Annotated in this window: 21 protein-coding genes; 13 read left to right on the forward strand and 8 right to left on the reverse strand. The window is 49.8% G+C overall.

The genetic code is table 11. The features are described 5' to 3' along the window. Positions 1-277 precede the first annotated feature (277 nt). Both H2P46_RS10415 and H2P46_RS10420 read left to right on the forward strand, forming a co-directional pair. Positions 278-649 (forward strand): hypothetical protein, encoded by a 372-nt coding sequence (locus H2P46_RS10415; RefSeq protein WP_193405019.1) that lies wholly within the window; start codon positions 278-280, stop codon positions 647-649. Between the two features lie 292 nt (positions 650-941). Further along, positions 942-1385 carry a hypothetical protein gene (locus tag H2P46_RS10420; RefSeq protein WP_193405020.1) on the forward strand — a complete coding sequence of 148 codons (444 nt, stop codon included), beginning with the start codon at positions 942-944 and terminating at the stop codon, positions 1383-1385. A gap of 378 nt (positions 1386-1763) precedes the next feature. On the opposite strand, the gene H2P46_RS10425 is transcribed toward H2P46_RS10420, so the two are convergent. Both H2P46_RS10425 and H2P46_RS10430 read right to left on the reverse strand, forming a co-directional pair. Then, complete coding sequence (locus H2P46_RS10425; protein ID WP_238938982.1) at positions 1764-2321, reverse strand: Panacea domain-containing protein; 558 nt, start codon at positions 2319-2321, stop codon at positions 1764-1766. Between the two features lie 156 nt (positions 2322-2477). Beyond that, positions 2478-2666 (reverse strand): hypothetical protein, encoded by a 189-nt coding sequence (locus H2P46_RS10430; RefSeq protein ID WP_193405021.1) that lies wholly within the window; start codon positions 2664-2666, stop codon positions 2478-2480. Between the two features lie 289 nt (positions 2667-2955). Between H2P46_RS10430 and H2P46_RS10435 the strand changes: the two genes are divergently transcribed. From H2P46_RS10435 to H2P46_RS10450, 4 genes are all read left to right on the forward strand, one after another. Further along, positions 2956-3924: an IS5 family transposase gene (locus H2P46_RS10435; protein ID WP_193405022.1), complete on the forward strand. Its 969-nt coding sequence runs from the start codon at positions 2956-2958 to the stop codon at positions 3922-3924. A 297-nt stretch (positions 3925-4221) separates the two neighbouring features. Then, positions 4222-4383 (forward strand): hypothetical protein, encoded by a 162-nt coding sequence (locus H2P46_RS10440; protein WP_193405023.1) that lies wholly within the window; start codon positions 4222-4224, stop codon positions 4381-4383. A 135-nt stretch (positions 4384-4518) separates the two neighbouring features. Further along, on the forward strand, positions 4519-4941 hold the full coding sequence (locus tag H2P46_RS10445; protein WP_193405024.1) for a DUF4186 domain-containing protein: 423 nt from the start codon (positions 4519-4521) through the stop codon (positions 4939-4941). A gap of 138 nt (positions 4942-5079) precedes the next feature. Further along, positions 5080-5397, forward strand: a complete 318-nt coding sequence (locus tag H2P46_RS10450) for a hypothetical protein (protein WP_193405025.1) — start codon at positions 5080-5082, stop codon at positions 5395-5397. Positions 5398-5475: 78 nt separating this feature from the next. Here the strand turns inward: H2P46_RS10450 and H2P46_RS10455 are convergent, their stop codons facing one another. Continuing rightward, positions 5476-6597 carry an AI-2E family transporter gene (locus H2P46_RS10455; protein WP_193405026.1) on the reverse strand — a complete coding sequence of 374 codons (1122 nt, stop codon included), beginning with the start codon at positions 6595-6597 and terminating at the stop codon, positions 5476-5478. 483 nt (positions 6598-7080) lie between these two features. Beyond that, on the reverse strand, positions 7081-10857 hold the full coding sequence (locus H2P46_RS10460) for an NAD(P)-binding protein (RefSeq protein WP_193405027.1): 3777 nt from the start codon (positions 10855-10857) through the stop codon (positions 7081-7083). Between the two features lie 592 nt (positions 10858-11449). On the opposite strand from H2P46_RS10460, the gene H2P46_RS10465 reads away from it, so the two are divergent. Beyond that, positions 11450-12142, forward strand: a complete 693-nt coding sequence (locus tag H2P46_RS10465; RefSeq protein WP_193405028.1) for a DUF421 domain-containing protein — start codon at positions 11450-11452, stop codon at positions 12140-12142. 197 nt (positions 12143-12339) lie between these two features. On the opposite strand, the gene H2P46_RS10470 is transcribed toward H2P46_RS10465, so the two are convergent. Then, positions 12340-13533, reverse strand: a complete 1194-nt coding sequence (locus H2P46_RS10470; RefSeq protein ID WP_193405249.1) for a zinc-dependent alcohol dehydrogenase — start codon at positions 13531-13533, stop codon at positions 12340-12342. Positions 13534-14724: 1191 nt separating this feature from the next. Between H2P46_RS10470 and H2P46_RS10475 the strand changes: the two genes are divergently transcribed. Together H2P46_RS10475 and H2P46_RS10480 are read left to right on the forward strand one after the other, a co-directional pair. Further along, complete coding sequence (locus tag H2P46_RS10475) at positions 14725-15129, forward strand: RcnB family protein (RefSeq protein WP_193405029.1); 405 nt, start codon at positions 14725-14727, stop codon at positions 15127-15129. Between the two features lie 107 nt (positions 15130-15236). After that, complete coding sequence (locus tag H2P46_RS10480; protein ID WP_193405250.1) at positions 15237-16073, forward strand: Cof-type HAD-IIB family hydrolase; 837 nt, start codon at positions 15237-15239, stop codon at positions 16071-16073. A 157-nt stretch (positions 16074-16230) separates the two neighbouring features. Here H2P46_RS10480 and H2P46_RS10485 read toward each other — a convergent pair whose 3' ends face one another. Beyond that, positions 16231-17379, reverse strand: a complete 1149-nt coding sequence (locus H2P46_RS10485; RefSeq protein WP_202987425.1) for an iron-containing alcohol dehydrogenase — start codon at positions 17377-17379, stop codon at positions 16231-16233. Positions 17380-17668: 289 nt separating this feature from the next. On the opposite strand from H2P46_RS10485, the gene gntT reads away from it, so the two are divergent. Then, positions 17669-18985 carry a gluconate transporter gene (gntT, locus tag H2P46_RS10490; RefSeq protein WP_193405031.1) on the forward strand — a complete coding sequence of 439 codons (1317 nt, stop codon included), beginning with the start codon at positions 17669-17671 and terminating at the stop codon, positions 18983-18985. Positions 18986-19202: 217 nt separating this feature from the next. On the opposite strand, the gene H2P46_RS10495 is transcribed toward gntT, so the two are convergent. Then, positions 19203-19448 carry a hypothetical protein gene (locus H2P46_RS10495; RefSeq protein ID WP_193405032.1) on the reverse strand — a complete coding sequence of 82 codons (246 nt, stop codon included), beginning with the start codon at positions 19446-19448 and terminating at the stop codon, positions 19203-19205. Positions 19449-19703: 255 nt separating this feature from the next. On the opposite strand from H2P46_RS10495, the gene H2P46_RS23515 reads away from it, so the two are divergent. From H2P46_RS23515 to H2P46_RS10510, 3 genes are all read left to right on the forward strand, one after another. After that, positions 19704-19787, forward strand: a complete 84-nt coding sequence (locus H2P46_RS23515; RefSeq protein ID WP_019105993.1) for a small membrane protein YohP — start codon at positions 19704-19706, stop codon at positions 19785-19787. 655 nt (positions 19788-20442) lie between these two features. After that, on the forward strand, positions 20443-20652 hold the full coding sequence (cspE, locus tag H2P46_RS10505) for a transcription antiterminator/RNA stability regulator CspE (RefSeq protein WP_006118399.1): 210 nt from the start codon (positions 20443-20445) through the stop codon (positions 20650-20652). Between the two features lie 330 nt (positions 20653-20982). Further along, complete coding sequence (locus H2P46_RS10510; RefSeq protein WP_193405034.1) at positions 20983-21414, forward strand: GNAT family N-acetyltransferase; 432 nt, start codon at positions 20983-20985, stop codon at positions 21412-21414. Here H2P46_RS10510 and H2P46_RS10515 read toward each other — a convergent pair. Continuing rightward, the gene (locus H2P46_RS10515; RefSeq protein ID WP_193405035.1) at positions 21392-22747 is read right to left on the reverse strand and encodes an aminotransferase-like domain-containing protein; all 1356 of its coding nucleotides are present in this window, start codon (positions 22745-22747) and stop codon (positions 21392-21394) included. The genes H2P46_RS10510 and H2P46_RS10515 overlap by 23 nt on opposite strands. Between the last annotated feature and the right edge of the window lie 114 nt (positions 22748-22861).

Here is a 22861-nt window from a genome sequence, read left to right on the forward strand (position 1 = left end):
GCTGGAAAGGCTGGGGCATATCCCACCGGCAGAAGCCGAACGGGCATATTATGCTTCCATCGGGAATAAGGATCTGGCAGCCTGAGTTCCCAACTAAAATACTCTCCCGGAAAACCGGGGCGGTTCATACCCCCAAAGATACCCCCAAATGTTTTTGTGACACCTCACTTTGGCTGTTTTTCATCCATCGCAGACCCGTTCAACTAACTGCATAACGCGATAAGCTGAAATCCTTATTGTATGATAGATCTCTCCTACATTAAGGATTCCACCAGCCATGAGAATGACCAGCCGTAAAAAAGAGATACTGAGCTTCTTTGAGCCTGAACACCGCGAATGGGTGACGGGCGAGATTGGTGCGCCGCCGTTCGATGTATCCGGGGTCGCATATCTGCTCAGTGGCATGGACTCATTCAAATCACGACATCATTTGGAATCAGCCAGGCGAACGCTGGAGGCGATGGTTAATGATGGGCTGCTGGAAAAGATCACCAGCTATGAGCAGCGACAGGACAACACACAGTCAGGGGCAGGCAAAGGCGTCTGGTGTAATTGCTCCCGGCATGGCCTTCCCGGATCATGCCTAGTGATGCGTGACGATGGTGGCAAGGTGAACGCGATTGATGGGGAAGCGATTCGGATAGGTTAGAGGAATGCGCAGTAGCGAGAGCGCATTATTAGTTTTGCTAATGACGTTTTCTTATTGTAGGAGGGATGCGAAGTTTTTCTCTCTATATAATTAAGCAAAAACGTGTCGTTCAGTTGGTTCAGTTGGTTCAATTTGTAAAGACTCTTGTTTTAAAAGGATTAATTTCAAAAAAGTGAACCAACACAACCCCGATTTGAACCAACAACTGTGCGTTCTGAACCAACGCATTTTAATGTCTTACACTGTCTTACAGTGATAAAATAGCCGCCTGTTCCCCTCAATCTGGTGCGTTATGAGCAAATCTCTGTCCGTTACCTTCCGTGTACCTGCTGAATTAAGCGAGGCCTTCACTGGCGCTGTGAGTGCTGCTGGTGGAGATAAGACCGCCTGGCTGGTCGATGCCATCCGGCAGAAACTGAACCTTCCAGAAACTAATGCTGACGCTCGCTTAATGTCGCTGGTGGAGCGGATGGAAGTGGCCGCTGCTGCTCTTATTGTCGGTAAACAAGGCGTGCCTGGTTTACCATATGATGAACAGGCCGTGATCCGCATCGTTGCGGAGACTATCAAACAGGGTTTTGACAATGTGCGCATCATCTCTGACCGATTAAACGATGCAGGCTATCAGACAAAAGCCGGTAAGGCGTGGACTAAGGACATTTACAGCGCATGGAAGAAGCAGGGGAACCATGCTCAAAAGTTGCAAATATCAATCAGAGATTATTGCGCTCAATAAATCGAAGAACTTTGAAGGGGGTATGTAAAGATGCGTTGAATCCGCTCATTATCTTTTGCATCACCGCTTCGCTGACATCAACGTGAGTACGATACTCTCCGGAGCCTACTTTGTTGATTAATGTGGGGCAGCGCCATAAAACTGCATGGCTGTATACCATGTAACTGTGGTGCCTGATAAAGGGGTGTTCCCCTGCATTTAGTGAGCACGCACTATCGTATGTACCAGAGGTTGGTACACTTGAAATATTCACGATCAGGACCACATCGCAGCCATGTTCGGCTGAATAAATCGGGTTGGAGCAGACAATGTGCAGGTGATCTACTGGACCAGATGGTGCCAGCACTGTGCCTTTTCTGTAGGGTGCATATGCTAGTGTCATCTCAAATCAGATGTAAGTAATTCGAGTTGGTTTTTGGTCATGAGATCACGCGCTAATGCTTCTGACTCTTCAGCCGATCTACCTAGTGCCTTAAAAATGTCCTCAACTCGAATCGGTATGGATGACCCATGAGGATCTTGCCATTCTGGACAAATGCGATGTGTTTCATCGCAAAGGTCAAACCGATTCCAGTGACCGTACTGCTCGTATACATCATCCATAGTCCGAACATCGGCGCGGCTAAGTTCAGTTAGTTCGTAAATATCATCGAATTGCTGACGTAAAACCACAGTATGGTCAGCTCCATCTCGAATCCACTTTTCCCACTTATTGCCAGGCTCACTTCCATCTGCGATAAGAGAATAGACATTAGAAAGGACTGGGCCATAGTTCATTGATACGTAGCGGTCACCACTTATCGGCTCACCATACAACTCAAGTGATTTCCGATCTGACAGGTACAGCAACTTCATGAGCTTTAAAAAACTCATCTGCCCACCTCGTTTGTGAAGTAGGTATGCTGCCATCTGTGCGGATTTTTCTACGCTAAACATGTGAACCTCAATTCTATAAGCACAACCGTTTCGCAACGGTACAATGACATTGTGACATAAAACCAGGCAGATTGTCATTTGAACAAAGCGCCGTTATGAGTCTTTCAACGTATTCTGTAATCTGCTTACGGCTACTTAGAATGAAACATTATGAGCTTAGCGGTGCGGTGCTGGCTTCTGCCATTTGAACTCTGGTGCGGTCATGCGTTGCCGGTGCCGCTCTTTAGCCTGTAGAGCCTGAGCCACTCCGTTTCGTATAGTGTAGAGCGTATGCCTGTCCAGTGGCTCACCGTTCTGGCGGGCAATCTGTAGCAGCGTCATCTCAATCGTCTGTCGGTCAATCATTTCTCACCCGCCTGTTTACCAATCATTCTTTATGCTAAATGCTGCTGGTTGCGTCAAATCATTCCCGTTTACCACTGGTCATCTATCAGGATGGGCTGAACATCAAAGCTAGGTTAGGATGTTTCTTAATTAAATCACCTCTTGTTCTACTAAGGATACAGAATTGATAAGGATCGGAAGACTCCTTCCGGGTGGGGAAAGAGTTAGTGAAGGCCAACACAGACCACTTAAAGGTTTTGCTGAAATAAGCAATGGTAGGCTTTGTTGAATAAATCGAACTTTTGCTGAGTTGAAGGATCAGATCACGCATCCTCCCGACAACACAGACCGTTCCGTGGCAAAGCAAAAGTTCAAAATCACCAACTGGCCCACCTACAACAAAGCCCTCATCAACCGTGGCTCCCTCACTTTCTGGCTGGACGATGAAGCGACTCATGCCTGGTATGAGTCGGCAACGCCTTCATCACGGGGAAGACCTCAGCGCTATTCTGACCTTGCCATCACCACCGTCCTGATGATTAAACGCCTGTTCCGGCTGACCCTGCGGGCTGCGCAGGGTTTTATTGATTCCATTTTTGCCCTGATGAACGTTCCGTTGCGCTGCCCGGATTACAGCAGTGTCAGCAAGCGGGCAAAGTCGGTTAATGTCTGTTTCAAAACACCCACCCGGGGTGAAATCGCACACCTGGTGATTGATTCCACCGGGCTGAAGGTTTTTGGTGAAGGCGAATGGAAAGTCAAAAATCACGGCAAAGAGCGCCGTCGTACCTGGCGGAAGCTGCATCTGGCCGTTGACAGCAGAACACATGAAGTCATCGGCGCGGACCTGTCTCTGAACACCGTCCCGGACTCAGAAGCTTTCCCGGGTCTTATCCGGCAGACACACAGAAAAATCAGGGCAGCCGCAGCAGACGGCGCTTACGCCCCCCGACTCTGTCACGGTGAACTGCGGCGCAAGAAAATCAGTGCCCTCATCCCGCCCCGAAAAGGAGCGGGTTACTGGCCCGTAGAGTACGCAGACCGTAACCGTGCAGTAGCGAATCAGCGGCTGACCGGGAGTAATGCCCGGTGGAAATGGACAACAGATTACAACCGTCGCTCGATAGCGGAGACGGCCATGTACAGGGTAAAGCAACTGTTCGGAGGTTCACTGACGCTGCGTGATTACGATGGTCAGGTAGCAGAGGCTTTGGGCATGGTGCGTGCGCTGAATAAAATAACGAAGGCTGGTATGCCAGAAAGCGTGCGTATTGCCTGAAAACCCGGTCAGCTACAGAGTCACTCGTCCTGAAGCTGATTTATTCAACAAAGCCCACCATTTTTACTGAACACAGCGAAACGACTTATCATGCTGGCGAAACTTTTCATCTTCCGCCTGACGTGCCGCATCGCGATGAATTTGGCGCTCAGGGCGTAACTTATCTTTCAGGACGTAAACACAGCGCGTGTTACTGACAGAACAGGCGGCATTTTACGCTTTCGTGAGATGCCGCACGCCTTGCATAGTAAGGTGAACTACAGTTAAAAGCGGTCAACAGCGCTATTGGAGGTCACTATGTCTGAACGTCCTGATTATGAAGAACCGGTACCTGACGATGCCGAATACCCGGCTTACGATGACGATGATGAAGCGTTACCAGAAGGTTCGGATGAAGGAATTGATCCGCTGGAAGATGAAGATGGAAATGATTTCCCCGAGCCAGCAAAAGACATCTGAAAAGCTAAACTGCCTTCGTGAAGGCGGTTTTTACTTCACAGAAGCCCGCTTTGTTTGCTGCAACTAAAAATCTCGAAAAATATCCCTTATAATTTACCCTCAGTTAGCCATTCAGCACCGTTTTACCGAGGTTTTATGTCTCAACTCGATGATCTTTTTCAGCGTTTGTCGCGCTCTCCCTTCAGGCAACGCTTTGCATTAGGCAGAGCGGAATATGATTATTGTCTCAGCAAAGGGGAAACGCAGGTGCGGGATCACGCGGCTGACTTTATCAGGCAAAGGCTGGCAGCGGCAGTACCGGTCAATGACGGTAAACAAACGCCGATGCGCGGCCACCCGGTATTTATCGCCCAACATGCCACCGCGACCTGCTGCCGCGGTTGTCTGAGTAAATGGCACAACCTCCCTCAACGACAGGCACTGACGGCTGAGCAACAGGCGTATATTGCGGACGTGATTTTGCACTGGCTCCATCTTCAAATGCAAAAGCCCGCTCCCGCAGCTAAAACGCGCGTAAGAAGCCAACCCGACGATAACCGGCAACTGGACTTACTATAAAGTTGAATTGCCCTTTTTATGATTATTTTTTCGCCGTTAACACCACTTTTTGCATTCCTGGTTTATTCTTAAATCTTTCGGGCATGGCATAGTCCAGAATAAATACCTGACACGGCACTTTTGACAAAAGAGGGAATTATGAAGAAAACAATGATTGTACTGTCTGCACTTTTACTGGCGTCTCCTGTTTTCGCCGCAACGACCACTGACGACACGGTTGCTGAAGCGCATAAAGGCGCAGATACGGCAAAAGAAAAACTGCATCAGTCTCAGCATAAAGGTGAAGAGCTAAAACTCAAATCCAAACATGCAGCGGAAGGCAAAAGCAATGCCACCAGCAGCAAGATTGAGGAAGGCAGCCAGAAAACCTGGAATAAAACCAAAGAAGGTACTGAAAAAGGCTGGGATAAAACCAAGCAGGGTGCAGAAAATCTGAAGAATAAAGCGACTGACTAACTAATAAGTATGTTGTTGAAAAGGAAACCCACCATCAGGTGGGTTTTGTATTTTTGGCCTGTTTTGTACGAGGAAAAATTACTCTTCCGTGGCGGTATCGGAATGTTTTTTGCCTTCCTCAATAAACTCTTCATCAATCTCTACAATGTTCTCGCGGTTATCGCGCCCGGACAGTAAATTCCAGCAGGCGATAAATAGCGCGGCGATGACCGGACCAATCACAAAGCCGTTGATGCCATAAATTTCCATGCCGCCCAGCGTAGCAATCAGCACCATGTAATCTGGCATTTTGGTATCTTTGCCAACCAGTAACGGACGCAGGATATTGTCTACCAGCCCCACCACAATCACGAAAAAGCCAACCAGGAATAACCCTTTCCCTATTGCGTGCGTGGCAAAGAAGAAGATGGCGGCAGGCACCCAAATAATCGCGGAACCCACGGCCGGGATCAGAGATAAAAATGCCATCAGCGCACCCCATAGCAGGCTGCCGTCAATGTCGATAAACCAGAATGCCAGCCCACCCAAAATTCCCTGAACAATGCCAACTACCACAGTGCCTTTAACTGTCGCACGTGAAACGGCGGCGAACTTCATAAGCAGGTGATGTTTGACAAAGTTCGACAGGGGTAGCGCTTCCATAATCAGATGCACCAGATGAGAACCATCTTTCAACAGGAAGAACAGCAGGTACAGCATCACACCAAAACCAACGGTAAAACTGAAGGTACTTTTACCGATGATAAACACGCTGCCTGCGGCATACCGACCGCCTTTCAAGGCAAATTCGGACAGTTTTTGTTGGATCTGCGTGGCGCTGTCCAGGTTATGCTCAGCCAGGTAATGCTTCGCCCAATCCGGCAGATGCTGCATTAACTCAGCAAAAACTAGCGGGAACTGCGTCGAATTAGTCTGCAATTTGAGGTAAACCGTGTTGATCTCTACCGCCAGCGAAGAGGCAATAATCATTAACGGCGTGAAAACAATCAAACAGATACACAACAAGGTCAGCAGCGAAGCCAGCCCGTTGCGGTCGCCCAACTTGTTGCGCAGTATCGATTTTAGCGGATGGAAGATAACGGCTAACACAGCAGCCCACAAAATGGGCGAAAAGTAAGGACCTAACACGTCAAAAAAGGCGATCGTTACGATCGCTAAGATCAGCAGAAAAAAACCGATATTCAGTCCTTTAAAACGCATTGAGCAACCTCATGTAAAACATCTCCTGGTCAGTGTGGATAGTTTTCAGTCTCTGCATTAACAGCCAATAAAGCCATCAATACGTCACCGAAAAGTAAATAGGTAGTTTTTACCGCAGCCTGTATCAGCACGGCCTCGCCGACCCCTGCAAAATCAAGCGGAAAAAGTGAGCATCAACTCGCGTCTGGACAGGGCCTGCTTTGAGTGGCGGCGACACAAATGCAGCAAGCCATATTAGCCTAGCGGTTTCCCTCGCAAATGAGTAGGTAAACAATATCTACAGGCGGGGGTGGCCTGCTGATAAACGTTTCCAGCGTCATAAAAGATCAACCCATGAAGTCACCGCTACTGGCACTGCGCGCAGTCGCGCTTATGGCGGAAAGAACGGAACGAAGAGAGTCGATATCTGACTGGTTCAGGTATCGGTCAGTGTGATTTTTGTCTGAGAGGAAAAGGCCAGCCCAACTGAACTGGCCCGGTAGGCTACACAGACGTGTTTTGAGAAGGCAGCTGCGTCTTAACATTTTCCGCTGCTCGTTTTCCGGCAAGGAAAGCATGGTCGGAATTGTAATATTCCCATTCGCTGTAACGTCCCGACAGATGAATATCCTGTGTTAACAACCATTGGCGAATCAGCGCGACATTTGCCTGACGTGCATGATCGTACACAACATAGGCATACGGCATATCAACCTGAGTGGCTGAAAGAATCGTATCTTCAGAACGGATCATACCCACTTTAATGCAATCTTCACGGCAGCGCTCAATCAGCGCATCACCTTGCAGCGGTAGCGGTTTGTCTTCGCTGTAAGTCATTTCGCAGGTGAGTCCAAACCCTCCGGGTGGGTTGCAGTGTGGGCTGGCATTACCCTGGACAAAGATGCGGTGAAATAGCGTATCGCCGGGATAATAAATCCAGTGTTTTTCTGTCAGATTGGCCCGATCGATGCCCAGATTTACACAGCGTACCGAGACGTAGCGCAGTTTTTTTGCGGCAAGTTGTACATTCTCAGGCACCTCGTCGCCCATCAGTTTGATCAATTCCGGGAGCGGCATCGTGCTAATCAGTTGTTCATAACGATAGTGACGGCCATCAGCCAGCATGGCGATATGCGCCTGTGGCATGATTTTTATCAGCGTAGCATCCGTTTCCAGCGTGCATTTCAGGTGCGGTAAAAAACCTGACATCAAAGCCTGAAAACCGCCACGCAGCGGATAGCCAAAGCGAGCGTTCGGGCCAACGGGCTTCGCTAACGGCTGGAGGGCACCATCGATAATTTGCGCCAGATCGGGTAACGGCACGCGCCCACCAAGCCAGGAGGTTTCCATCTCGGATAGTGGCACTTTCCACAGCTTTTTGTTGTAGGGCAGGGCGAAGTGCTGAGCTATACCTTCTCCCCATGTACGCATGATAAATTGCTCAAAATTCTCTGATACGGCATCGCCTTCAGGCGCACAGGTTTCGCCATCCGGCACCGCACCATCGGCACAGCAATCGCGACGCTGGCGAGCCACTTCCAGCGGCACGGTGCGCGCTTGTGTTTCACCGTACCGTGCATTAATGGCACCCAGAATGCATTCCTTCACCACTTCGGCGGGCAAACCATACAGCGCCGACTGAAATGGATACCGCGTGTAAATGCCATCGTTATAAATCCAGGCTTCGCGCTCTTGCCAGTGCAGGTTATCCCCCAGCAGCATGTCATAAAGCTGCAATACATAGGGGTCCTGCGAAAACATAATGTGTCCGGCGTAATCAAAGGTAAAACCGTGATCTTCAACAGAGCGGCACCAGCCGCCGGGAGTCGCATTTTTTTCCAGTATGATTGCGCCTTCGCCGTAGTGGTAGCCTGCACTCAGGCCGGTCGGCCCCGCACCGATAATCAGACAGGAGACTTTTTCAGCCCCTTCGGTTGGCGGAGTTAGCCAGGTCACAGCGGTGGGGCTTTTTGCCGTTTCATCACTGTGCTGCGTGACTTCGCTGCCGTGGGATAAGGCCCGCTGCATTAGTGTATGGATTTGCCCAACGGTGCGATCCCAGGACGTAGCCGCTACTTTTGTCTGCATCTTTTCTGCCAGCGCCAGCCGCTCGACCGGAGTCAGTTTCAGCGCCGTTTCACAAGCCTGGATAAAGGCGTCATGGCTGTATGCCACTGAGACCAGATCGGTATAGTGCCGTTCAACATCGACAATTGCCGTGCTGACAATGGGCAGCTGCGCCGCCATATACTCCAGCACTTTGGTGGGCGAGATATAACGGGTGGAGGCATTAAGGGCGAAGGGCATCAGGCAAACATCCCAACCGGCGAGAAATTGCGGTAATGCCTGATAAGGTTGCTGTCCGAACCAGTGAATATTGCTGCGCTGCGGCAAACTGGCGGGATCGATTTTGACGACCGGACCCACCATAACGATTTGCCATTCAGGATGGCTGTCGGCCAGCGCAGCGATCAGCGGCAAATCGATACGTTCATCAATCACACCATAGTAGCCAAGCCGCAGTGGCGGAAGCGCATCCTGCAAAGGATGGCGATTGCTGCGATCCAGCGCCTGCTCAAAATGGATGGCGTCAACGCTGCTGGGAAAGCAATGGACTTGTGGATGTTTATCTTTTTTCGCTTCATACAGACTGGTTCCGCCGGTAAACACTAAATCGGCGCGCGTTAACAGGGCTGATTCACGCTGCTGCAATTGGCGTGGCGCCTGATGAAATGCAGACAATTCATCCATGCAGTCATAAATCACCAAGCGCGGCTGGAAGGGGGTCAGTAACGGCAATGCCATCGGTGTATAAAACCATACCAGCGGATGTTCATCTTCTTCTACCAGGCTTGCCAGCAATAATTGTAAAGCGGCAATCTGGCTGTCGTGAAAACCGGGTGCATTTATGTCGGTATGCGGCTGGATGACGGTGATGTTTGTCGCAGGTGAGTTTTGTATCAAACCTGGCGGCCCCGCCTGATAAACCGGTTCCTCAATAAATAACACACGATAATGTTTTGCCAGACGCGTCAGTAAATGCTGTGGACGTTGGAACACAAACCCCCAGCGTAAATGGCTAAAGACGATTAAGGTAGGTTGTTTCATATTGTTCTCCTGAACATGCCGGGTAGCGAGGATAATGTTCTGAAAGTCATGCAGGCACTGCTGCGCCTGGCGTAAGGCACGGGCATACGGCTGTTGTAACTGGCGGGCGCAGGGATCCGGCCCTGTCCGATCGAGATCCCAAAGTCCGCTGCAGGTCCAGAAGTCAGGGGCCTCCCACAAGGGGCGATCAATCACGGGATAAAGGCAAATGCCCAGCACGTCAACGCCCGCCAGTTGTGCCTGGGCAACCTGAGCGCTAACCTGTGAGATCCACGCACCGCGCCCGCTGCCTACGTGGCTGGTTTCTGCCAGCAGAAGCGGCCGCTGGTAGCGCTGATATACGTCCAGCAGCATTTCATGCATCGGTTTTCGCCGCGCATCACCCAGATGCCAAAACAACCGTTGATTACTGATATTTTCCCATTGGTTGTCATGGTAATAATTCACCCCGATCAGATCGAGGTAACGCGGATCGCCGCCCAGCCCCGGATCGCGCCGACCCGTCAGCATGTCCCAGGCCTGATATTGCGACTCGCACGCCAGCGTCGCCGCCTGCTGGCCAGATTCGCTGTCATCATGGGGTACGATATGAATCAGCGGATCGCAATGGAGAAAACGGGCGCGTGGATCGGCTTGCCAGATCGCATCGCAAGCGGCCAGCGTGGCGCGCACCAGTTGGCGTTTGATCGCATCGTCGCGATCCTGTTCCGGCGCATCAGGGCAGGCAAACAGACCGACAGCGATCCCCCAACTCAGAAAAGAAATTTCGTTCATGGGCGAATAGACTGGCGCATCGTCATACCAGGGCGCGAGAAAGCGCGCCAGCTCGCCACAGAAGGCAGCGAAACGAGGGACGAAGTCAGTGGAGAACAGGCTGACATCCTCAGGCCAGCCGTAATGGCAGAGGGTCCAGCTCAGCTGAATACCCTGCTGACGCGCCGCCTGCATACGCTGCGTCACAGAAGAAAAATCATAATTGTCACCACGCTCACACAGGCGCCAGCCAGCACTTTCGCGTGCCGTGCGCATAGAAAACGCTTTGAGCGCGGCATAATCTTCTGAACAGCGTAGCTGGTGGGCATTGATATTATTCATTGCCAGCGCTTCGCCGTGCGGATTAATGTGATCGGCACCTTCATAGCCGGCCTGCCAAAAGCTGCGAAATGGCGTCATTGCGCCTCCTGTACGAAAACAGAGCAAAAACGTCCTTCTAACGTATCGTCCACAGACGAGTCAGATTAAAAGGCGATACGGTGCAGACTGGCTGGTCTGGCCATTCTGGGCAGTCAGCAATCCATGCAAAAGCAACGAGTTCACACTCAGGGAAGAATGAACCCAAGTAGCAGGTGATAGCGTGGCGAGGGGGTGGCGCTATCGAGATAGTATTTATTCCAGGTTTCTCTTACATCACAGCGGCGATATGGAAACCTTACGGAAAGTATAGGTAAGGCAATATTTTATGCAAATGGTTGAAGTAAAAAGAAAAAGCAAAGCGGCAGAGTGTTTGTAGCAATAACGGGAAAACCCATTGTAAACCTTCAGCTTTATGGCAGAAAGCGAAACGCCGGTTCGCGGTGGAGAGGATCTTTCGTCAGTTTTATTGTTATCAGCTGACGAATGAGAGCGATATTCGCTTTAACTTATTGCTTCGATTATACTTTTTCCACTCCCGGCGGCTTTACCACGCTCTGATCAGAATTCCTCCGGCGCTAAAGGGAATGTGACGGCTAAGCCGGTATATTTCATATGACCCAGGACGTTTTTAATGTTTTCATTCGACTGGCATCGATTTTTACTTAATGACCAACCGGCTACTTTCCTGTTTGAAGTGGTCGTCCGCGTTTTGCTGGCTTATCTGGTGGTGTTTACCTTTCTGAAAGTTTCAGGACGAAGGGGGATCCGCCAGCTTTCTCTGTTTGAGCTGGTGGTAATTTTAACCCTGGGATCGGCATCCGGTGATGTCACTTTTTATGATGATGTACCGGTGTTGCCTGTGATCCTGGTGTTTGTGGTACTGCTGTGCTTATACCGCTTCACGACTTATCTCACCGCTCACAGCGCACGTTTTTCAAAATGGATCCAGGGAGAGGTTATCACGCTGATTAAAGATGGGCTGTATGTGCTGGAAAGCCTGGACAGCCTCAATATATCTGAAGATGAGTTCTTTATGGAGCTTCGGCAGGATGGCGTCGAACATCTCGGACAAGTACGTCTGGCACTGATTGAGCTGGATGGTCAGTTGAGTATTTACTTTTTTGACGAAGATGAAAGACGTGCGGGCTTAAGCGTGTTACCCCCTGAACATCGACAGGATTTCACCCTTATGCCGACAACCGGCTTGTACGCCTGCACCCATTGCGGTCAGACAGCTGAGATAGCAGCACAGCAGGGTAAAAACTGCCCTCGCTGCAACGAAACGCTGTGGTCAGTTGCGCTTAAATCACGCTATTTGCGTTAATTTTTAAGCGCATCGCGGGCAGCTTTTGCCGCTGTGTTTTCAGGCAAGCGCACTCCATCGCGTTACTGACCAGAGCGGTCGAAAGCGCCTGCGGTAGCAATAGCGTGCCGGGCAGAACGTTGAGCGCTACCCGTTATTTTATACGTTCAAAGCCGGAGCTGATCAGCGGGCGGCCTATGTTTGCCTCCCCTTACGGCTTACAGCGTGGCTTGTGTCGCCCCCATGCCCGGCACCAGAATAACCTTGCGGCAATCCTCCTTACGCTTCTCAAAGATTTCATAACCGCGTGCAGCATCTTCCAGCGGCATATGATGAGTAACGATCTCTTCCGGGGTCAAATGACCTTGCTCAATCAGATTCAACAGATCCGGCAGATAAGCGTGAACATGGGTCTGGCCCATTTTGAAGGTCAGTCCCTTATCGAATGCATCGCCAAACATGAAGCCATGAATAAAGCCAGCATAAACTCCCGGTACGCTGACAATACCGCCACGGCGTACGGCTGCGATACACTGACGTAGCGCTTTGCCACTGCTGCCCTCCAGCTTTAACGTGCTAAGTACGGTTTCGGTCAGGCTACCTTTGGCTTCAAAGCCAACCGCGTCAATCACGGCATCAACGCCACGATGTCCGGCGCTGTTTTCAATAATCCATGCTGCAGGATCGTCATTTTTATCGAAGTTAATGGGGATGACGCCGTAGCGCTCGCGCGCGAATTCCAGCCGATAATCATTGTGATCGATCATAAAAATCTGTTCGGCCCCCGCCAGACGCGCGCAGGCAGCGCTCAGCAGGCCGACCGGCCCGGCACCAAATATGGCTACACTTGACCCCTGTTTTATTTCAGCATTCTTCACCGCCTGCCATGCTGTGGGCAGAATATCAGAGAGAAACAGTACTTTTTCATCCGCTAACGTCATGGGCACTTTGAATGGGCCGGTGTTGGCTTTCGGCACCCGCACATATTCAGCCTGGCCGCCTGGCACACCGCCGTACAGCTTGCTGTAACCAAACAATGCGGCGGGGGGCGTAATATTTTTCCGGTTTAGTGCCGCACCTTTGCCGCTATTGGTATTTTCGCAGGCTGCATACTGATGCAGATGACAAAAGAAACAGTCGCCACAGGCGATGACGAATGGAATGACGACACGATCGCCTTTTGCAACAGCAGTGACCGCGCTGCCGGTTTCCACCACTTCGCCCATAAATTCATGACCAAAAATATCGCCGTGGCCGGTGCCAGGAATTTTGCCATGATAAAGATGCAGATCAGAACCGCAAATAGCGGTGGCGGTAACGCGCAGAATAATATCGTCAGCGGCTTCAAGGCCGGGATCGGGGACGTTATCGACGCTGACTTTATATGGACCGTGATAGGTTAATGCTTTCATCTGTTCGACTCCTTTGCTCAGTAAATTGCCGTCAGCTAAGGCGAATAAAATCGGTACGGTAATGGCGGCAATGTTCATCATGGGAAATGGGAGCCATTTGCCCAGATTAGTCATTCTGAACAGAAGTGTAGCCAGAGCCGTTAGATTAAGCCGAACGGCCCGGTGAGATAATCTGCTGTTTTAGCTGGTCTGGTCGGGTTTGTCGTCAGTGAGCGGGTGGTATGGCTAAAAGCGGTGATGCGCTGGCTATCGGCCAGGCATACCGGCGATAGCACAGCGAAAAGGTGAGCTGCGTCGGGTCCTGTTCAGGGTAATAGCATCCATGTGCCGGTTTGTCACCGCAAAGCCTGTCGAACTAATGCATGACTTCTCCAGGCTGGACTTCTACCTCAACAATTGCCAATTGAGACGAGTTATTTTCATTGTTTTAACATCTGAACAGGCAGGGCACATTTGATGTGCGGATATAAGACAGCTACCGCTACCTGACAGTGGGCTTATTCGCAAGGTTGATGTGATTTTATTAAAAGAGAATTTTTAGGACAGGACGCTATTTTTAGCATTAATTTATAATAAACAGGGGTTGATTAGCGGGCTGAAGTATTAACCTGTTTTGATAGCCGCTCTGAATGCTATTTTTTATTTCAGTTTTTTCCTGTTAAGTAAAAACAACTTTTATGCGTAAGGATATATTGAAAAATATTTTATTCAACATGATATTTTTTCAACCAACCGGTTTAAAAGAGATGCTATTCTTATCGCGCAGCACTCGTGATGTGGTGTTGTGTGCTTCAGTTTTCCCTTAATGGAGATTAAGGGTTTTACCCCGTTTTGTTGATAAAGATATTTATTCCCCGATCGTCTTCGATCGGGTTTTTATTTTTCCTTTACTGGCTTCCTGGCGCATTTTTATATATTTCCCCGTCGCTTTTATTACGTTCCTTTAGTCTTTAAACTATTCTCTCAATTAAATTACATTTTTCTCGTTGTAATTAAACGCTGCTTGCTGAGCGGATTATTATTCATACCAATCTATGTCAGAAATGATGACAATCGTTAAGAAATAGATAAGGCAGTGTAATTGAGTGTAAGTTACCGATCTTTAAGACTTTTGGTGATGCTGATTCACCTCCATATGGTTAATGTAATCTCAACGGCGCTTCATTAGCCGTTATCATTGGAGGCAGTACCATGAAAAAAACAACATTAAGTCTTATCGCTTCACTTTTAGCATGCAGCACTTTGTTTTCCGGTACGATCTGGGCTGACGGGCCAGGCGGCCATCATGAGGATCGCGGGCGCGGTCCGGGTCCAGCAAACCAGAGGCACGATAACCGCCATGATCAGGGCGGCCGCTCTCCTGAACATCGCAACAATCGCGATCATTTTGCATGGAACGGTCATGACTTCCGTCGCGGTCATGTGGTGCCGCACGAATATCGGGATAATATCTATCGCGTGAATGACTGGCACGAACGTGGCCTGCGCGAACCGCCTCGTGGTGAATACTGGGCTTATATCGACGGTAATTATGTGTTAATTGCGGCCGCGACCGGCATCATTACTTCGCTGATCCTGAGTAACGCATTTCATTAATTTCATCACGGATGGCTCAGGTCATCCGTGTTTCTCTCCGCTTTTCTTCTTCACCAGGCTATTCTGACAGTCAAATTTGTGTATCCCTTCCTGTTTAAGGAGTCATGATGACGACGGTTAAAATGGTTGCGGTTGATATGGACGGCACCTTTCTTGATGATAAAAAACAGTACAACCAGGCTCGCTTTCTCGCTCTTTATCAACAATTAACTGCCCGTGGTATCAAATTTGTCGTTGCCAGCGGTAATCAGTATTACCAGCTCACCTCTTTCTTTCCTGAAATTACGCATGAAATTGCTTATGTCGCTGAAAATGGTGCATGGATACTCGACCGCGATGAAAAGCTGTTTTGTGGATCATTTTCTCGTAGCGATATTGATGCCGTGATCGACACGTTGCAGAATGGCCATTATCCCGGCTTGCGCTATCTACTGTGTGGGCGCAACAGTGCCTATTATTTCGACGAAACCGATGAAAAATGGCTGGCGAAGATGCGCCATTATTGCCATCGCCTGAAAAAAATTGGCAGCATTGATGAAGCAAAAGATGACCGGTTATTTAAATTTGCGCTCAATCTTTCCGATGATTACGTCGAACCGTTGATGGCTGATATTGCGCGTTTGCATCAGGGCGCAGCGGCAGCAACCTCCTGCGGGCATGGTTCGGTGGATTTAATCGTTCCGGGTAATCATAAAGCGCATGGTTTAGGCCTGCTGGCGCAGCGCTGGGGCATTTCTCATGATGAAGTCCTGGCGTTTGGCGACGGAGGCAACGACCTCGAAATGCTGAAGCAGTCCGGTTTTAGTTTTGCCATGGGCAATGCGCCGCAGCGGGTAAAAGATGCCGCACGTTTTCTCGCCCCCAATAACAATGACCAGGGCGTATTGCAGGTTATTGAAGAGATGCTGGCGGGTGAGGGGCCTTTTGCGGAAAGTGCGCGCTGATTCTGGCTATAGGCTGGACATTAATGAACGCAATTATTCAGGCCGCAGGGCAGTGCTTCACTTCTTCATTGCCGCGGTAAATAAGGATAAAACTTCTGCATTTTGACTTTAATACTGACAGGCAGTGAGGCCGGGCAGCGTGCTGCCCGGTACTCCTTTAATTAATCGGCCATGCCTGCACGATCATTTCACGCATTTGCTCCTGGCTGTAGTTCACCCATGAATTTTTGCTGTTGGCACGAGCCAGAATCCAGTCAACCTCGGTTAATGTCAACGAAGGTCCTTCCTGCCAGAATGGGCTAATTGACTGATGTTGCAGCCAGTTTTTTAAATGCCGCGCCGGAGAAGCCGCCGTTTCACTAAACAGCTGCTGGTGTAATTCGGACATCAATTTTTGTTGTTCAGGCTGCTGGCTCTCTGCTAATTGCTCAAGGAAGGGAAATAGTAATCGTCCACACACTTCGCCATGATGGAAAGGTTTAATCGCGCCCAGCTCACCAGCGATGCCGTGAATCACCCCCAGCCCGGCACTGCTCAGGCTAACGCCTCCCAGCCATGACGCCATCATCATCGCTTCACGCGCATCGTCGCCCTCAGCATCTTTCCGATTCAACGCCGGCCACGCCTGAACAAATTGCTTCAGGCCGGTCAGGGCCAGCTGGCGGGTAAATAAATTTCCCTTAGTTGATAAATAGGCTTCGAAAAGGTGGGTAAAGGCATCGATAGCGCAGCTTGCCAGCACGTTATCGGGCGCGCCCTTGAGCAGATCGGGATCGAGAATGGCCACCCGCGGCACGAATACCGGATGGCGCAGCGAGGCTTTGACCTGAATGTCATGTTGATCGGTAACTACTGCGTTCTGGGTGACTTCGCTACCGGTTCCGGCCGTGGTCGGCACGGCAATCAAGGGCAGCGTCACAGCCTGAACGGCGCTGTCACCCACTTTTTCCAGATAGCGTGCTGTTGGTAGCGGATGCTGGATCATCGCGCTAAATGCTTTTGCCGCGTCCAGCACGCTGCCGCCGCCTATCGCCACGACTCGATCAACGTGACCACGCCAGCGGGCGACCCAGCCGTCAATATCAGCAGGCGAGGCTTCATTACGCACTATTTCATAGCCAATAATGTGATCGTTTAAAGAGGTTTTTAAGCGTGCGTAAGCCGGGCCTTGCAGAAAAGATTGTCCGCAAAATAACAGGGTTGGTTGCTGCTGTGACGCTAATAACGGCACCAGCTTATCAAGGCTTCCGCGTCCAAACAGGGTTCGTTGATTACAGTGCAGCTCACTCAGATTCTCACTCACCAGCGCATCCTTTTAAGTTTTCGCTAAAATTTGAGTGTAACTAAAAGCGCGCCGCTGGCCTCTGCAAACTTTCTGATAACGCGTTGGCAAAAAGTTGATCACCTTCGCAAAACAGAAATTCATCATTGAGAGGATGATGCTTTCACCGGAATGTTACCCTTAACATGTTATCGGTAACAGCAACTATCAGCCTGTTAACCTTTTTACCAATGCAAAGTTTTGTAGCCCTCTGGGGATCCGATAACAAACCGGCACGGCGTTTTATCGTCAGTGCGCAAGGTGGAGAAAAATTATGCCATTACTTTATGTGGCGATCGGCGTTGCGTTACTGCTGCTGCTCATGATCCGTTTCAAACTCAATGGTTTTATTGCGCTCATTCTGGTGGCTCTGGCGGTTGGGGTAATGCAGGGCATGCCGGTCAATAAAGTCATTACTTCGATTAAAAGCGGGGTGGGCGGTACGCTTGGCAGCCTGGCGCTGATTATGGGCTTTGGTGCCATGCTCGGAAAACTGTTGGCTGATTGCGGCGGCGCTCAGCGCATTGCCACCACGCTAATTAAAAAATTTGGTACGCAGTATATTCAGTGGGCTCTGGTGCTGACTGGTTTTACCGTAGGTTTCGCACTGTTTTATGAAGTTGGATTTGTTCTGATGTTGCCGCTGGTGTTCAGCGTAGCGGCATCGGCGCGCGTACCTCTGCTGTACGTGGGCGTGCCAATGGCCGCCGCGCTTTCTGTTACGCATGGTTTTCTGCCGCCGCATCCCGGTCCAACAGCAATCGCCACGCTGTTTAATGCCGATATGGGAAAAACATTGCTGTTCGGTATTTTACTGGGTATTCCAACGGTTATTCTGGCCGGACCGGTTTATGCGCGCTTTCTGAAAAAAATCGATAAACCGATCCCGGAAGGATTATATAACCCGAAAACGTTTACCGAAGCTGAAATGCCGGGCTTTGGCGTTAGCGTCTGGACGTCGCTAGTGCCGGTAGTGTTGATGGCGCTTCGTGCCATAGCGGAAATGCTGCTGCCAAAAGGACACGCGCTGCTTCCCTATGCTGAATTTTTTGGCGATCCGATCATGGCGACACTGATTGCGGTGTTGATTGCCATTTTTACCTTTGGTCTGAACCGTGGCCGCAGTATGGCAGAGGTAATGGATACATTGACGGATTCGATCAAAATTATCGCGATGATGCTGCTGATTATTGGCGGCGGTGGCGCATTTAAGCAGGTGTTAGTTGACAGCGGTGTGGATAAATACATTGCCAGCCTGATGCAGGAAACCCATGTTTCACCAATTTTAATGGCCTGGTCGATTGCTGCGGTACTGCGTATTGCATTGGGTTCCGCAACCGTGGCGGCGATCACCGCAGGCGGTATTGTGGCACCCCTCATTGCGACCAGTGGTGCCAGTCCGGAACTGATGGTGATCGCGGTAGGGTCGGGAAGCGTGATTTTCTCACACGTTAACGATCCGGGATTCTGGCTGTTTAAGGAGTATTTCAACCTGACAATTGGCGAAACGATCCGGTCATGGTCAGCGCTGGAAACCATTATTTCCGTATGTGGTTTAGTCGGCTGTCTGCTGCTTTCCTACGCGATTTAAAGAGTGTCCGCCGGGAGACGCTTTTCTGGCGGCTCAACAAATTTTTTTCACAGGATCGCCAGCGCATCACCTTTAGGCCAGAGGCAAGACAGTCATGCTCTGAATCCAGCCGATAGCCCGGTGCGAGGCAATAGGTTCAGGCTGTACGCTTTTCAGGCTATGGATAAAAATTTCAGCAAAGGTAGGGGCCGCAACGTGCGGCCCAGACGCGCAGGGATTAGTGAGGTTGTTCGAAACCGGCTTTTACCATTTGTTCGCGCAGGGCACGAGTAATTTCACGGTTACCGCCAGTGACAGGATAAATCACATTGTTAACCACATCATCAAGGTAGTGTTCCTCAAACTCTTGCATGGTGAGCTGCGTGCCACCTTCATCATTGATGGCGAAAGAGCCTTGAATGTGATCGCCGCTATTTTTTGCCTTCAGGCTGTAGCGGCCCATGCTGGTATTAATCGAGCTCATAAGATCTCCTTATTACTGATTTCAAATTCATCACAATTTGGCCTGCCCTTGCCGCTTAAATTTTAGTCGGTGTCTGGAATAAAAACGAAACGGTGCAAGGTAAAAATCATCTTCTTGCGACCGTTCTCGCAGAAAATAGTGAGGCGAAATTGAGAGGCGTTTTACAGCCGACAGGAGCAGATGAAACCGGCAAAGGTAAAATTCTCACCTATACTATTTACAACAAAGGCTTTTTTATGGGTAAGGGAGAAGGAAATGAAAATAATTTTGTGGATCATCGCCATCATTTTTATTGTTGGGCTGCTAACCCTGACCGGAGTATTTAAACTCATCTTCTAATAACACGGGCACCTGAGAAGGTGCCCGCATTCTTTTAAGCATTTAAAACACGCCATCCCCGTGACGCGACATTTAACCAGCACGCCTGTTGCAAAGCCTGCCTGATGCAGAAACGTTTTTAGGCTGGTTGATCAAACAGCGTCGTTCTGCCGCATCATTCCCGCTTCGTTTTCACACCCGATACCTGCTGCGGTAGTGAAGAAAAACAGGCTGATAGCTTCTTCTGGCCGGGTATTATTGCTGGCGGGGCAGGACTAACGGCTGAATTCAATGATGAAAGCGTCCTGAGGCCGCAGTGGTTGTTTGTCTGCTCAGCCAGGGTTTTAATCGGAAACAGGTTTTTCTGGGGGTTTTGTGAACATGCTAGCGGGAATTATCTAGCTTTTTGCGGCTGTTACCCTTTATTTCAATAAGTTATCAAATGACGAAACTTCAAACTATTGATATTACAAATAGTTACAGCAATGAAAAGCCTGTATTTATGGGACGGCGTTGGCGATCTTAAGCCAGAAAAAAAGGCATAAAGTGTGATAAGAATAAAGAATGTCGATATTTATCACTTTTCCATAAATTCATGCTGGACAAATCACGCTGCAATTGCTGTACTAGACACCGACACAGTTTAGTGTCCATTTTTCATGTAAAGGTAATATAGATGTCTAAGATCAAAGGTAACGTTAAGTGGTTTAATGAATCTAAAGGATTCGGTTTCATTACTCCTGAAGATGGCAGCAAAGATGTATTCGTACACTTCTCTGCGATCCAGAGCAACGGCTTCAAAACTCTGGCTGAAGGTCAGCGCGTTGAGTTTGAAATCACCGACGGCGCAAAAGGCCCATCTGCTGCTAACGTTATCAGCCTGTAAGTTAACAGTAAGAATTCAAAAAACCCGCCAGCTGGCGGGTTTTTTTATTCCTCCCTCTCCGCCTCTACATTCGCCTGCCACAGAATTTCCCTGTTAGCGTCATACCTTCACCTCAGCCGCCGGGCTTCTTTACTGTCATCGTCGTTTCTTTTTAAACCGGCACTAGTGACATGAAAAGCGACGGACTAATGGCGCAGGATGACCCCGTTAATCTGCGGAGCCAGTCACATATCATTCCTGTAACATAATAATAACAGGCATTACCTGCAGCTTTTTTATTGCCAACGCTATATAACAGAATGACAGTAATGACGACGTACAGGGGACAGAATGCATATACGGCAGGCACAGGCAAAAGACAGTTTTGCGTTAAGCGCGTTGCTGGCAGAGTTGGGTTATGGTGGTACTGAACATTTTATTGAACAGCGGCTGGCCCAACTCAGCAGCGACCCTGGCGACATACTGTTGGTCGCGGAACATGATATGCAGGTGCTCGGTTTTTTATCGATGCACTTTATTCCGCAACTGGCGCTGGCGGGTGATTTTGCCCGTATCAGTTATTTCTGCATTGCGGAAGGTGAACGCAGCAAAGGCGTTGGACAACAGCTTATTCAGCATGCAGAAGCGATAGCATCACAGCGTGGTTGCGATCGTATGGAAGTTCACTGTCATGCTTCACGTTTGAAAGCCAATCAGTTTTATGCGCGTGAAGGTTATGTGGAATCGCCGAGTTACCACATTAAAGATCTGCACCCAAACTAATTTCACGACCAGAAGCAATCACCAGCGCGTTAGCGATCATATCCAGTTGCTGCTCGTTCATGCTGGCAATGCTGACGCGAATAAATTGCGTCGGACCTAAGCGGCAGCGCTCGCCGGGCAGTACAGCAATACCGCGCGCGGCTAATGTGATCATTGCAAATTGCTCTGAGACAACCGGTATATAGATGCTTAATCCATCGCGTGCTTCAAGTTCTAACCCGCGGCTTGCTAAAGCTCGCAATAATTTTTCACGGCGCTGACGGTAAGTTTCACGGGCGACGGCAATGTCTTGCTGAACGCTCGCGCTTTCCAGCATCCACGCCACGGCGTCCTGCAAAATACGACTGGTCCAGCTAACGCCAAAATTTCGCCAGGCCTGAATGCGTTTAACCATTTCTGAGGTGGCAGAAAGCACCGCCAGACGTAAATCTGGCCCATAGGCTTTGGAAAATGAGCGTACGTGGATGGTACGTTCCGGATAAATCGCCCCCAGGCTCCAGCCAGCCTCCACAGAAAGATCGCCAATACCATCATCTTCAACAATCAGGGTAGAACTGTTCGCTAAAACCTGAGCTAATGCCCGACGTCGCTCGCGACTGATATTGTGTCCTGTTGCCGAATGGGTGCGTGGCTGGTAAATCACCATCACCGGCGCTTTCTCCAGTAATGTTGCCAGCGCATCGGGTTGAGGGCCTTCGTGGTCGCAGGAAAGGGGAAGTATTTCTGCGCCGACATTATCAAGCATATCCAGCAAGCGAGTCGCGGTGGGATCTTCAATGATGACCCGATCGCCCGGTGAAATCAGTGTTTGCACGACTAAATTCATGGCGTCAAAGCCGCCATCAGTCGCTAAAAAGGCTTCTGCCGAATAGGGCCAGCGAGGTTTTACTGCGTTTAGCAGTTGCAGCGAAATCGCTTCGCGATAATAGCTATTAAGCTGCGGAGATTGTATCGCTGCCTGCAGCGCCAGCTGTAAATCGGGCAACAACGCGGGATCGGGAGAAGCCATTGCAAGGTCAGCCCGGATGTTATCGCCGTAGTTACCAATCTTTTCAAAGCGAATCGGACGGGGCATTACGGTATTTCCGCTAACCCAAACCCCGCTACGGCCCTTACCCGCCAGCACTTTCTGCTTCTTTAATTGCCCCCAGGCAGCTGAAACGGTTGCCGGGCTGACACCCAGCACTTCTGCCAGTTCGCGTACGGCGGGCATCTGCATCCCAACGGCGATATGGCCCTCACGAATTAACGTCGAGGCGGCCTGCGCAATGCCTTTCACCGAAGCATCGTTTATTTGGCTGCTTAGCCAGAGTAAATCTACCGTTTTCGTCATAAGTAAAATGTTTGTTCAGTAACAAAGAAATGATTGTTCAGATTAGTATTCCGGATCTAGTATCAAATTCAAGCACTATTTGATGATTAAATAATCGCAGCTTAGCTACACTGG

The organism is Mixta mediterraneensis, assembly GCF_014946725.1.
Classification (GTDB): Bacteria; Pseudomonadota; Gammaproteobacteria; order Enterobacterales; family Enterobacteriaceae; genus Pantoea; species Pantoea mediterraneensis.